The organism is Arthrobacter sp. AOP36-C1-22, assembly GCF_052377515.1.
Classification (GTDB): domain Bacteria; phylum Actinomycetota; class Actinomycetes; order Actinomycetales; family Micrococcaceae; genus Arthrobacter_H.
In genome coordinates this window covers 17,441-29,825 of record NZ_JBQSWW010000017.1, presented here as the reverse complement: position 1 = coordinate 29,825, position 12,385 = coordinate 17,441, and the positions used below count along the sequence as shown (strand labels likewise).

9 protein-coding genes are annotated in these 12,385 nt (G+C 63.2%); 3 read left to right on the top strand and 6 right to left on the bottom strand.

Features of this window, described 5'->3' with window-relative positions:
- Nucleotides 1-2: 2 nt before the first annotated feature.
- From carB to pyrR, 6 genes are read right to left on the bottom strand one after another with little or no spacing between them, the layout of a single operon-like run.
- Nucleotides 3-3,302: a carbamoyl-phosphate synthase large subunit gene (carB, locus tag ACT3S6_RS10540; RefSeq protein ID WP_444554902.1), complete on the bottom strand. Its 3,300-nt coding sequence runs from the start codon at nucleotides 3,300-3,302 to the stop codon at nucleotides 3-5.
- Nucleotides 3,302-4,489, bottom strand: a complete 1,188-nt coding sequence (carA, locus tag ACT3S6_RS10535; RefSeq protein WP_443348408.1) for a glutamine-hydrolyzing carbamoyl-phosphate synthase small subunit — start codon at nucleotides 4,487-4,489, stop codon at nucleotides 3,302-3,304. Before carA ends, carB begins: the two co-directional genes overlap by 1 nt.
- On the bottom strand, nucleotides 4,486-5,031 hold the full coding sequence (locus ACT3S6_RS10530; protein WP_443348406.1) for a PH-like domain-containing protein: 546 nt from the start codon (nucleotides 5,029-5,031) through the stop codon (nucleotides 4,486-4,488). Before ACT3S6_RS10530 ends, carA begins: the two co-directional genes overlap by 4 nt.
- Nucleotides 5,028-6,362 (bottom strand): dihydroorotase, encoded by a 1,335-nt coding sequence (locus ACT3S6_RS10525; RefSeq protein ID WP_443348405.1) that lies wholly within the window; start codon nucleotides 6,360-6,362, stop codon nucleotides 5,028-5,030. Before ACT3S6_RS10525 ends, ACT3S6_RS10530 begins: the two co-directional genes overlap by 4 nt.
- A gap of 14 nt (nucleotides 6,363-6,376) precedes the next feature.
- The gene (locus tag ACT3S6_RS10520) at nucleotides 6,377-7,357 is read right to left on the bottom strand and encodes an aspartate carbamoyltransferase catalytic subunit (protein ID WP_443348402.1); all 981 of its coding nucleotides are present in this window, start codon (nucleotides 7,355-7,357) and stop codon (nucleotides 6,377-6,379) included.
- Complete coding sequence (pyrR, locus tag ACT3S6_RS10515; RefSeq protein WP_443348400.1) at nucleotides 7,354-7,959, bottom strand: bifunctional pyr operon transcriptional regulator/uracil phosphoribosyltransferase PyrR; 606 nt, start codon at nucleotides 7,957-7,959, stop codon at nucleotides 7,354-7,356. Before pyrR ends, ACT3S6_RS10520 begins: the two co-directional genes overlap by 4 nt.
- Nucleotides 7,960-8,296: 337 nt before the next feature.
- Between pyrR and zorA the strand changes: the two genes are divergently transcribed.
- From zorA to ACT3S6_RS10500, 3 genes are all read left to right on the top strand, one after another.
- On the top strand, nucleotides 8,297-10,102 hold the full coding sequence (zorA, locus tag ACT3S6_RS10510) for an anti-phage ZorAB system protein ZorA (protein WP_443381865.1): 1,806 nt from the start codon (nucleotides 8,297-8,299) through the stop codon (nucleotides 10,100-10,102).
- Nucleotides 10,103-10,175: 73 nt separating this feature from the next.
- Nucleotides 10,176-10,874 carry an OmpA/MotB family protein gene (locus ACT3S6_RS10505; protein WP_444554901.1) on the top strand — a complete coding sequence of 233 codons (699 nt, stop codon included), beginning with the start codon at nucleotides 10,176-10,178 and terminating at the stop codon, nucleotides 10,872-10,874.
- Entirely contained in the window at nucleotides 10,875-12,377 is a 1,503-nt protein-coding gene (locus ACT3S6_RS10500; protein ID WP_444554900.1) for an EH signature domain-containing protein, read from the top strand.
- Nucleotides 12,378-12,385 lie beyond the last annotated feature (8 nt).

The following is a 12,385-nucleotide window of genomic DNA, read 5'->3' as shown; positions in this document are numbered from 1 at the left end:
GCTCAGGCCCCCTGGCGGGAGTCGTTGAGCCGTTCGGCGTGCTCCTGCAGGGAGGTGACCGACCATTCGAACTGGCGCATCGCCTGGATCGCCTGAATGGCCGCCCCGAAGGAGGCCACCGTGGTGATTACCGGGGTGCCGACCGAGGTCGCGGCCGCCCGGATCTCGTACCCGTCTCCGCGGGCATCGCCTCCCGAGGGGGTGTTCAGGATCATGTCGATCTTGCCGTCGGTGATCAGATCCGCGATCGTGGCTTCCCCGTCCTCGGTGCCTTCGCGGACCTTGCGGACCACGGTGGCGGTGATGCCGTTGCGGCGCAGGACCTCGGCGGTCCCGCCGGTGGAGACGATCTCGAAGCCCAGATCGGCCAGGTGCTTCACCGGCAGCACGATGGAGCGCTTATCCCGGTTGGCCACCGAGACGAAGACCCGTCCGTGGGTGGGCAACGGCGAATTCGCGGCCGCCTGGCTCTTGGCGAAGGCGGTGTCGAAGTACTTGTCGATGCCCATGACCTCGCCGGTGGAGCGCATTTCCGGGCCCAGCAGCGAGTCGACGACCCGGCCTTCGGGGGTGCGGAAGCGGGCGAAGGGCAGTACGGCCTCCTTCACCGAGACCGGGGCGTCGTCGGGAAGATGCGATCCGTCGCCGCTGGCCGGCAGCAGGTGGTGGACCTCGCGCAGGTGCTTGATCGAGACCCCCGTCCCGATCAGGGCGGCCCCCTTGGCCAACTGCACGCCGGTGGCCTTGGAGACGAACGGCACCGTGCGGGAGGCCCGTGGGTTGGCTTCGATGACGTAGAGGACGTCGGAGGCCAGGGCGAACTGGATGTTGATCAGCCCCCGGACCCCCACCCCGCGGGCGATGGCCAGCGTGGCTTCGGCCACCCGGGCCTGGACCTCGGTGCCCAGGGTGATCGGGGGCAGCACGCAGGCGGAGTCACCGGAGTGGATGCCGGCCTCCTCCACGTGTTCCATGATGCCGCCCACGTAGATGTCGGTGCCGTCGTAGAGGGCGTCGACATCGATTTCGATGGCATCCTCCAGGAAACGGTCCACCAGCACCGGGTGGTCGATGGTGATCTCGGTGGCGTGTTCGATGTACCGGGCGAGGTTCGGCTCGTCGTAGACGATTTCCATGCCGCGGCCGCCCAGCACGTAGGAGGGCCTGACCAGGACCGGGTAGCCGATCTCGTCGGCGATGCGCTTGGCATCCTCGAAGGAGACTGCGGTGCCGTTCTTCGGGGCGATGAGCCCTCCGGCGTCCAGGACCTGCTGGAAGGCACCCCGGTGTTCGGCCAGGTCGATCGCCTCCGGCGAGGTGCCCAGGATCGGGACCCCGGCGTCGGCCAGTTCCTGGGCCAGCTTCAGCGGGGTCTGCCCGCCGAGCTGGACGAAGACGCCCAGCACCCCGCCGGTCGCCTCCTCGGCGTGGATGACCTCCAGCACGTCCTCCAGGGTCAGCGGCTCGAAGTACAGCCGCGTGGAGACGTCGTAGTCGGTGGAGACCGTTTCGGGGTTGCAGTTGATCATGACCGTCTCGTGTCCGGCCTCCCGCAACGCCATGGTGGCGTGGACGCAGGAGTAGTCGAACTCGATTCCCTGGCCGATCCGGTTCGGTCCCGAGCCCAGGATGATGATCGAGGGCTTCTCATGCACCTCGACCTCGGACTCCTCGTCGTAGGAGGAGTAGTGGTACGGGGTGTAGGCGGCGAATTCGGCAGCACAGGTATCGACCGTCTTATAGACGGGGCGCACGCCCAGGGCATGACGCACCCCGCGGACCACTGCCTCGGGGGTGTGGGTCAGCGCGCCGATCTGCTCGTCGGAGAAACCGTGGCGTTTGGCCAGACGCAGCACGTCCTCGGTGAGGGAGCCGGCCTCCCGGATCTGTTCGGCGATCTCGTTGATGAGCACCAGCTGGTCCAGGTACCAGGGGTCGATCCCGGTGGCCTCGTAGGTTTCCTCGATGCTCGCCCCGCCCAGCAGTGCCTGCTGGACCATGGCCAGCCGGCCGGTGGTGCCGACCCGGCTGCGTTCGAGCAGGCCGGGCACGTCCATCGCGTTCGGTGTGGTGAACTGCAGCTGGGCGTCGCGCTGTTCCAGCGAACGCAGCGCCTTCTGCAGGGCCTCGGTGAAGTTGCGGCCGATGGCCATGGCCTCCCCGACGGACTTCATGGTGGTGGTCAGGGTCGGATCCGCCGCCGGGAACTTCTCGAAGGCGAACCGCGGGACCTTCACCACGACGTAGTCCAGCGCCGGTTCGAAGCTGGCCGGGGTCTTGCGGGTGATGTCGTTGGGGATCTCGTCCAGGGTGTAGCCGAGGGAGAGCTTGGTGGCGATCTTGGCGATCGCGAAACCGGTGGCCTTCGAGGCCAGCGCGGAGGAACGGGAGACGCGCGGGTTCATTTCGATGACGACCACCCGGCCGGTGTCGGGTTCGATCGCGAACTGGATGTTGCAGCCGCCGGTGTCCACCCCGACCTCGCGGATGACCGCGATCGAGATGGTGCGCAGCTTCTGGTATTCGCGATCGGTCAACGTCATGGCCGGGGCGACGGTGATGGAGTCACCGGTGTGCACGCCCACGGGGTCGAAGTTCTCGATGGAGCAGACGACGACGACGTTGTCGTTGGCGTCGCGCATCATTTCCAGCTCATACTCCTTCCAGCCCAGGATGGACTCCTCCAGGAGCACCTCGGAGGTTGGTGAGTACTGGATGCCGGCACCGGCGATACGGCGCAGGTCCTGCGCGTTATAGGCCATCCCCGAGCCCAGGCCGCCCATGGTGAAGGACGGGCGGACGACGACGGGGTAGTTCAGTTCCTCGACGGCGGCAAAAGCTTCGTCCATGGAGTGCACGATGATGGACTTCGCCGACTCGGCACCACAGCGTTCGACGACACCCTTGAACTTCTCGCGGTCCTCGCCGAGTTCGATGGCCTCGATGTTCGCGCCGATGAGTTCGACGTTATAGCGCTGCAGTGCCCCCGACTTATCCAGGGCGATGGCAGTGTTCAGGGCGGTCTGTCCGCCCAAGGTCGGCAGGATGGCGTCGGGGCGTTCCTTGGCGATGATCTTTTCCACCACCTCGGGGGTGATGGGTTCGATGTAGGTCGCGTCGGCGAACTCCGGGTCGGTCATGATGGTGGCCGGGTTCGAGTTGACCAGGATGACCCGCAGGCCTTCCTCGCGCAGCACGCGCAGGGCCTGGGTTCCGGAGTAGTCGAATTCGGCGGCCTGTCCGATGACGATCGGGCCCGACCCGATGACCAGGACTGACTTGAGGTCTTCGCGCTTGGGCATTAGTTCTCTTCCTTGGAGTTCGTGGACTGGGCGCCGTTGGCGGCCATCAGGTCAAAAAAACGGTCAAAGAGGTAGGCGGAATCGTGGGGTCCGGCCGCCGCCTCGGGGTGGTATTGGACGGAGAACGCCGGAAGGTCGAGGCAGTGCAGCCCCTCCACGACGTCGTCGTTCAAGGAGACATGGGACACTTCGACGCGACCGTATTTCTGCTCGGGGGCCTGGAAGGCGCCCCCGCGGGGCGCGTCGACCGCGAAGCCGTGGTTTTGGCTGGTGATCTCCACCTTCCCGGTGGACAGGTCCATGACCGGCTGGTTGATGCCGCGGTGCCCGTAGCGCAGCTTATAGGTCCCGAAGCCCAGCGCCCGGCCCAGGATCTGGTTGCCGAAGCAGATGCCGAAGTACGGGATCCGTGCGTCGAGCACCCGGCGCAGCGTTTCGACCTGGTTGGTGGCGGTGGCCGGGTCACCGGGGCCGTTGGAGATGAACACGCCATCGGGATTCAACGCGGTGATGTCCTCGAAGCTGCTGGTCGCGGGGATCACGTGCACGCGCAGTCCCCGCTCGGCCAGCCGTTCGGGGGTGGTGGATTTGATGCCCAGGTCGATGGCGGCAATGGTGAACCGCGGTTCGCCCTGCCAACCGTAGTCGGCAGGTTCGACGGTGTAGGCGGTTTTCACGCTGACCTCCTCGGCCAGCTGGGAGCCCTCCATCGATTCCTGTTCGGCGACCCGGGCGATAAGTTCTGCATCGGTGGCGCCGGCGTCGGCCCCGGAGAAGATGCCCGCCTTCATGGCCCCGCGTTCGCGCAGGTGCCGGGTGATGGCCCGGGTGTCGACCCCCTGGATGCCCACGATGCCCTGGCGGATGAGTTCATCGTCCAGCGTGCCTTCGGAACGCCAGTTGGAGGGGCGGCGGGCCGCGTCACGGACGATGTAGCCGGCAGCCCAGATGCGATCGGATTCGTTGTCTTCGGCGTTGATTCCCGTATTGCCGATATGGGGTGCCGTCTGGACGATGAGCTGGCGGGCGTAGGAGGGGTCGGTGAGGGTCTCCTGGTAGCCGGTCATGCCGGTGGTGAAGACTGCCTCTCCCACGGTGGTGCCGCCGGCGCCATAGGCGCGGCCGCGGAAGATCCGGCCGTCCTCCAGGACCAGTACTGCCGGTTCGGGGGTGGTGTTGACGCTCATGGCTTGTCCTTCTTCGGTGCTGTGCGGTCATCGGTGGGCGCGGGGGCGCCGTGTTCGGGGATCAATGTTTCTGCTGCGGAGACCAGGGTGGCCATATCCTCGGCGGCGCGGGGTCGGAAGCCGGTGTCGACGTCGTGCTCTCCCAGTCGCCAGCCCAGGACCAGAAGGCCACCGGATTCGACGAATTTGCCGGCCATTCCGGATTCCCTGCGGACCGATTCCAGGTCGGCGGCGGGGATGAACACCTCGGGGGCTCCGCTGCGGGAGAACAGGACGCCCTCGGGGTGCAGGGAGAGTTCGGCGTTGGATTTCATGCCCAGACCGTGGACGCTGATGCGGTCCAACCAGTCCCCCGCCGTGGTGGTGCACACGTATTGGCCGACGGCTTCGGCCAGCGGCTCACCCAATGCTGCCGGGGTTGCCACGGGGGCGGTGATATCTGCTTGGCGGCCTTGGCGGTGACGCCAGCCGAGGCGCATCAGCAGGATCGCGACGGCGGCGATCACGACCAGGCCGATGAGGTAGGGGACGTATTCGCTCATGCTGGGACTCCGGTATAGGGCCGAGGGGTGGCCAAGGCGCCGTCCAGGACGGTGGGGTGGCCGTGGAAGAACGTGGCGCGCACGCTGCCGGGCAGTTCCATCCCAGCGAACGGCGAATTCCTGCCCTTGGTGGACATGGTGGTGGGGTCCACCGTCCAGCGTGCTGCCGGGTCCACGAGGATCAGGTTGGCCGGTTCCCCGAGCGCCAGCGGCCGGCCTTGGTCGACCAGCCGGCCGATCAGTGCCGGGGTGGTCGAGGTGATGCGGGCGACATCCGCCCACGTCATCATCCCGGTTTCCACCAGGGTGTGTTGGACGACCGAGAGCGCCGTTTCCAGCCCGGTCATCCCCATGGCTGCCTGCGCCCATTCGCAATCCTTGGCCTCCGAGGGGTGCGGGGCGTGGTCGGTGCCGATGATGTCGATGGTCCCGTCGGCCAGACCGGCCCGCAACGCCATGACATCGGCTTCGCGGCGCAGCGGCGGGTTGACCTTGTAGACGGGGTCGTAGCTGCGCACCATTTCGTCGGTGAGCAGCAGGTGGTGCGGGGTCGCTTCGGCGGTGACATTGATGCCCAGGGATTTGGCCCAGCGGATGATTTCCACCGACCCGGCGGTGGAGACGTGGCAGACGTGGAGCCGGGACCCGACATGCTGGGCCAGGAGGACGTCGCGGGCGATGATCGATTCCTCGGCCACCGCCGGCCAGCCGGCCAGACCCAGGACGGCGGAGACCTCCCCTTCGTTCATTTGGGCGCCCTCGGTCAGCCGGGGTTCCTGGGCATGCTGGGCAATCACCCCGTCGAAGGCCTTCACGTATTCCAGTGCCCGGCGCATCAGCACCGGATCCCAAACACAGATCCCGTCATCGGAGAAGACCCTGACGCGGGCCCTCGAATCGGCCATGGCCCCGATCTCTGAAAGTCGTTCCCCGGCGAGCCCGACGGTCACGGCGCCGACGGGGCGGACGTCGACCCAGCCGCTGCGCTGACCCAGATTATGGACTTGTTCCACGACGCCCGCGGTATCGGCCACCGGAGTGGAATTGGCCATGGCGTGCACCGCAGTGAATCCGCCGCGGGCCGCCGCCCGCGTGCCGGTTTCGACGGTTTCTGCGTCTTCGCGGCCGGGTTCGCGCAGATGGGTGTGCAGGTCGACCATGCCCGGCAGGGCGATCAGGCCGGTTGCTTCGATGACTTCTGCTGTGTTTGCTGCGTCGTGGGTTCCCGCGTCGGCGCCGAGGGCGGCGATGCGGCCGTCGACCAGCAGCAGATCGGAGGCTTCCCCGCCGACGAGGCTCGCCCCACGGATGAGGTAGGTGGTGGTGCTCATGTGATTCTCGATTCTCAGAGGGAGCCCGGTTGCTGCGGGTCCGCAGAAAGCAGGAGGTACAGGACGGCCATGCGCACGGCGACTCCGTTGCTGACCTGTTCCAGCACGGTGGAGCGGGGTGAGTCGGCGGCGGCGGAGGAGATCTCCAACCCGCGGTTCATCGGTCCGGGGTGCAGGATGATCGTCTCGCGGCCGGGCTGGGCATCCAGTGCCGCCAGCCGGGCGTCGTCGAACCCCCAGATGCGGGAGTATTCGCGGGTGCTGGGGAAGAAGGAAGCGTGCTGGCGTTCGGCCTGGAGCCGGAGCATCATCACCGCATCCGCCCCCGCGGCCAGGGTGGCGTCGAGGTCGTAACTGATGGTGCACGGCCAGGCGGCGGCGCCGACCGGCAGCAGGGTGGGTGGTGCGACCAGGGTGACCTCGGCCCCCAGGGTGCGCAGCAGCCACAGGTTCGAGCGGGCCACCCGCGAATGCAGGATGTCTCCGACGATGACCACCCGCATCCCGGTCAGGTCCGTGCCGGTGGATTCCACGCCCTGGACCTTCGCCCAATGGTTGCGCAGCGTGAAGGCATCCAGCAGGGCCTGGGTGGGGTGTTCGTGGGTTCCGTCTCCGGCGTTGACCACGGGGGCATCGATCCAGCCGGCGGCTGCCAACCGGGCCGGGGCGCCGGAGGAACCGTGGCGGATGACCACCCCATCGGCACCAATGGCTTTCAACGTCTGTGCGGTGTCCTTCAGGGATTCTCCCTTGGAGACCGAGGAACCCTTGGCGGAGAAGTTGATGACATCGGCCGAGAGCCGTTTGGCGGCGGCTTCGAAGGAGATCCGGGTGCGGGTGGAGTCCTCGAAGAACAGGTTCACGATGGTGCGTCCGCGCAAAGCGGGCAACTTCTTGACCTCACGGGTGCCCACGGCGGCCATGTCCTCGGCGATGTCCAGGACCCGGATGGCGTCGGCGCGGGCCAGGTCGGCGGTGGAGAGCAGATGCCTCATGCGCGGGACTCGATGACGACGTCGTTCACTGGTTCACCGTTGGCGCTGTCCAATTCACCCAGGCGGACCCTCACCTTTTCGGAGGAGGCGGTGGGCAGGTTCTTGCCCACATGGTCGGCACGGATCGGTAGTTCGCGGTGGCCCCGGTCCACCAGCACTGCCAGGCGCACGATCCGTGGTCGGCCCAGATCGGAGAGGGCGTCCAGGGCTGCGCGGATGGTTCGCCCCGAGTAGAGCACGTCGTCGACCAGGACCACGACCTTGCCGTCGATGCCGCCGGCCGGCAGTTTCGTGGGCAGTGGCGTGCGGGTGGTGGAATGGCGCAGATCGTCCCGGTACATGGTGATATCGAGTTGACCGGTGATCGCTGCTGGATTGGTGCTCGGTTCGGCACGGGCAATGCGTTCGGCGAGTCGCTGCGCCAAGGGGAAGCCGCGGGTGGGGATGCCGAGCAAGACCAGGTCCTCGGTGCCCTTATTGGCTTCAATGATTTCATGGGCGATGCGGGTGAGCGCACGCGAGATGTCGGCTTCTGAAAGTACTATGCGAACGCTGGTGGGACCGGTGGGCCCGGTCTTGTCGGTGGCGCCGTAGTTTTCCATGATGCCGCCTCCTTCCCCGCCTCACTGGACGGAATTTAAAGGGTGACTGCTCGACCAAAATTACCACAGGACGACGACTGTCCCTTGCTCCCCCTTGAGTAGTGACTGGATGTGACCCGTGGCTTTCGTCACCTTCCGAGCCCGCCGGTTCGACCGTTTGACGGGGTTGCTGAAATCAACGACCGCGAAGGGAAGAATATCGCCGACATCGAGGGTCTTGAACTCGGCGTTGACCTCCCTTCTTCGAATTATCAGGTACGCGACCCCAGGCGTATAGTTCAAACACTGACTTGTTGACGACGTTGCCTAGTTCACCTGATGTTGCTTGGTAGCGCTTATGGGGGGAAACATCATGTTGCCTAGTGCAGCCCAAAATCACTCTGCCAGCACCATCAATCTCTTGGGCCTAGACCTGACCCCGGTGGCATTCTGGGTGCTAATCTGCTTCGTCCTAGTCTTGGCCGGATGCTTTACCTGGTTCGGTTATTCACTCAGACGCGGACAAAAGAAAGCTCGCCAAAGGATTCGCCAGCTAGAGACGATCCTTTCCCCGCTGAGTGACGAGAACCTCGTTGCCATGCGCCAGTCTGCTGTGGACACTGCCCGTGCCCTCCGAGAATCCTCTCGGGCAGCGCCGGAGGCTTGGATGGAATTCGACGAATCGCTCGTCGAATCCCCCGATCGGCGCCGCCTTTTCAACACAGTAGACGCCGAATATTTCTTCGACACCGAAACGCTGGCCGGCGAAGTACTGCACAACCGCATCCAGAAATTCCTCCCTTCAGCCCTGACTGCTTTGGGCGTGTTGGGAACCTTCGTGGGGTTGGTTGCGGGTCTGTGGGGGCTAGACCTGGGAAGTGACGCCGACAGTACGGAATTAAGGTCCGGTGTCGGAGATCTGATCTCCGGAGCCTCCTTGGCCTTCGTCACCTCGATTCTTGGGGTATCTCTCAGCCTGGCGGCAAATATGTGGGGTAATCATGTCGCCAATCAGGTGTCCCAGGACGTCAAGAAGATCCAGGAACGGATCGATCATCTTTTTAGCCGGCATACGGCTGAACGGTCTCTCATAGAGATCGAGCGCAATTCTGTGGACTCGAATACTGCTTTACAGGAGCTTCACGAAAAGATCGGTGTCGAGCTGCAACGAGCCGTAACCGGCCTTTCCCAAGATATGCAGGCGGCGGTAACAGCTGCCCTCGAATCGTCCGTCACTCCGGCCATGGCACAGATCAGCGAATCGGCATCGAAGCAGTCAAGCGAGGTCTTCGAGCACCTGGTGGGAAAGTTCGCGTCCTCCTTTGAGGACATCGGCAATCGCCAGGCACAGCAAATGGGGGAAGCCGCCACCAACGTCGGGGAATCCTTGGGGGCCATGAGCGGTGAATTCAGCACGATGATGGAACGGCTTTCGTCCAAGGTTGACGGCATCATGGAAAAAACCGGGGAACAGTCCGAGGCTGCCCAGAAGCGTTTGGAGGAGTTGATGCTGGCCATGTCGCAGCAACGAACCCATACCGAAGAGGTGATCGCCATTCTTGCTGAAACTGTTGATGCGGCCGGTCTGACGATGAAAACTTCCTCGCAACACTTGCAAAGTGCGTCACAAGATCTTGAAAAATCGGCGAAAGCCTTCACCGACGCCTCTTCGACTATCGGTGAGCGGACGGCGGCCTCAGCCGAGCTGCTGGATTCCTCCACCGAAAAACTGGTTCAAACGGTGGACCGTCAGCAAGGTATCGCCGATACCTTTGCCCAGCAGCACGAACAGCTGGAACGACTGCACGCTCACCTGCAGGAGGCTGGCCGGTCATTGACCGAGGCGGCGGCAACGTCGCGAGACGGGTTCACCGCCCTCGAGCAGCACCAAAACTCGTATCTGAAGGGCCTTCACGCAGAATTCGAAGACCTCACGAACGGCCTGTCGACTCGATTGGAAGCAACACAGAACTCCATGCGTGGGTGGCTTAATGAGTATTCGACCGCCGTATCTGAGCACACGCAAAAACGTTTCGAGGAATGGAACACCCAGAGCCACGCCTACGCAGCCAAGATGCTCAATATCGCACAAGCTCTGGAAAACACTCTGGAGGACATCGACGAGTTGAAGGGGCGTGTGAAGAATGGCGTTCACACGGCGTAGACCGCGAAACGGATCGGAGCAGGAGGGCGAGTCATTTTGGATTTCGTTCTCCGACCTGATGTCGGCCTTGGTCATGATCTTCATCCTGGCGGTGGTGGTCTTGGTGCTCCAGCTATCGGAAAAGCAACACGAGTTGACCGTGCAGCAAGACAAGGTCCAAGTTCAGCAAGATCGTTTCAACGACCAGGTCTCCACGCTCAGGGAAGCGGAAGTGGTCCGAAAGGACATGCTGGAGGAGATGCAAAAAACCCTCAAAGATCGAGGCATTGACGTTCTCATCACTGAGAACAATTCGGTGTTGAGCATTCCCAGCGAGAAACTCGGATTTGCTGCGGCCTCCTACGACATCGATGACGAATTCAAGGGGGTGGCATTGTCCATCGGATCCGTCATCTCGAAGAGCATTCAGACCGATGACCGCATGAAGTTCCTCGACACGGTCTTCGTCGAGGGCCATACCGATAATGTTCAGTTCAGGGGTCTGGAAGGTACGGGAAACTGGGGCCTTTCCACCTTCCGGGCGATTTCGTTGTGGTCGCTGTGGAATAAGGAACTGCCGCCCGCGTTGAATTTGGAAAAACTCCAGAACCAGAGCAGCCAGCTGCTCTTCTCTGTTTCGGGCTATGGCCAAAGTCGACCGGTCGCCTCTCAGCAGGACAATGATGAAAATCGTGCCGCCAACCGGCGCATCGATATTCGTTTCACTATTGTTCGGCCCGATGCCGACGATCTGCTCAATATCAGCAAAAGTCTCGACAAGGCTGGCAAGTAGATGTTTGGGCCTGCCCCGACGCCGGAACTGTTCAGCCCTTCATCGCGGTCGGCAGTAGCCGAGGACTGGGAACAGCTACTCATCCGGGCCACCAACGTATCGCGCAGTGCCAATGCAGGGGTCGGGATCGCCCGTGTCCTAGTCCGCGCCAGAGAGATCCTAATGCGCGGCGACGGGGACGAAATTGCAGCCGCCCTGACCGAGAGGAAGATGGGGCGGGCATTCATTTCCTTGTGGAATGACGAACCTCGTATGGCAACTTCCACGTTGCGGACGGCCCCGTTGGAAATGCTCAGCAATTCGCCGCACCGGCTCTCTCGTATGGCCACGGCAGGGCTGCTGATGATTCATCTGCGCTATTTCACCCGGTTGGACCACTGGCAACCCGGCCTGCTGACGGCATTGAGCAGCTTGATCACCAGCGCTGTTGCCCAGCTTGAATCTAAACCAACACGTCGCGACGCCATTGAGTACGTCCGTAGCCATGCTGATCTGGTCCTCGACCCCTCGGGACCGGAAACCGTCGCCCGGGCCCTGATCCGGAACGGGAGAAAACTGGAGGATTTCCTGGACGAGGCTGGGCTGCCCGGCTTCGACGGTGGTGACTACGGTGAACAAATCCGCTTGTGGTACTACATCCAGCAGATCCACGAGGCAGACCCCACCGCCGATCATGACTTCCTGACCGAGTTGACGCGGCCATCGGTGTATAAGGCCCCGGTACAGGATGGATATTTCGGACATAAGATCCTTCAGGCCATGGCCGATAAGGTCCAGAAACCTGGCCCAGCCTGGCTCGATACCATCCTGACCATCGCCAAGGATCCCCGACTGGAACACACCAGGGACTGGTTCGAATGGTGGAAACCCCTCCCCCAGTCGTGCATCGACCGCGTCAAATCGTGGCTTAGTGCCCAGGACCTGGGCCTGTTCCTGGCAGCCGTTGAAGAATACGGGATCCGTTCCGGCCAAGAAGATCTCCAACGCATGTTCCCCGGACGGAAGGCCTTCCTCGAGGGACTTCTCGGGCTGGGCCTGATCAAAGAGACCCGGCTGATCCTCGGCAATCAAGCGCACCAGTACGTTCATGAGCGACTGGGGAAGTCGCTGCGCTCGGATATTGCCATGCTGAAACAGGACTCGCAAAAATCCATCATCTTCGTGGATTGCGGCGATTTCCATCTGGTGGAAGGCTCGCACGTATTCAAGCTTTGGGTATATGTCGGAAAACCCGCTGGCTCCCTAAGCGACCGTCGGAAGGCCAGCTTTACGCCGGATTTTCTGCGTACTGTAGTACCAAGCGATTTCCATAAACTGAATGGTGATTCAGACAACTACATCGCTATCAGCCATCATGGCTCCGAGAGTGGTTTCTGGCAGAACAAGGCCATGGACTTCCTGATTCACCACGATATTTGGTTGCCCGAAAAGCAACTTCTCGATGCCCACACCTACAGAAACTATGCCGTGCGGTTCGGCATCAGACGCCCAGCCAAATCGTGACTCGTAGG

Excerpts from the sequence above, each read along its gene's own strand:
- carB (WP_444554902.1), bottom strand. The coding sequence starts at position 3,302 with ATGCCCAAGCGCGAAGACCTCAAGTCAGTCCTGGTCATCGGGTCGGGC.
- carA (WP_443348408.1), bottom strand. The coding sequence starts at position 4,489 with ATGAGCGTCAACACCACCCCCGAACCGGCAGTACTGGTCCTGGAGGAC.
- ACT3S6_RS10530 (WP_443348406.1), bottom strand. The coding sequence starts at position 5,031 with ATGAGCGAATACGTCCCCTACCTCATCGGCCTGGTCGTGATCGCCGCC.
- ACT3S6_RS10525 (WP_443348405.1), bottom strand. The coding sequence starts at position 6,362 with ATGAGCACCACCACCTACCTCATCCGTGGGGCGAGCCTCGTCGGCGGG.
- ACT3S6_RS10520 (WP_443348402.1), bottom strand. The coding sequence starts at position 7,357 with ATGAGGCATCTGCTCTCCACCGCCGACCTGGCCCGCGCCGACGCCATC.
- pyrR (WP_443348400.1), bottom strand. The coding sequence starts at position 7,959 with ATGGAAAACTACGGCGCCACCGACAAGACCGGGCCCACCGGTCCCACC.
- zorA (WP_443381865.1), top strand. The coding sequence starts at position 8,297 with ATGGGGGGAAACATCATGTTGCCTAGTGCAGCCCAAAATCACTCTGCC.
- ACT3S6_RS10505 (WP_444554901.1), top strand. The coding sequence starts at position 10,176 with ATGATCTTCATCCTGGCGGTGGTGGTCTTGGTGCTCCAGCTATCGGAA.
- ACT3S6_RS10500 (WP_444554900.1), top strand. The coding sequence starts at position 10,875 with ATGTTTGGGCCTGCCCCGACGCCGGAACTGTTCAGCCCTTCATCGCGG.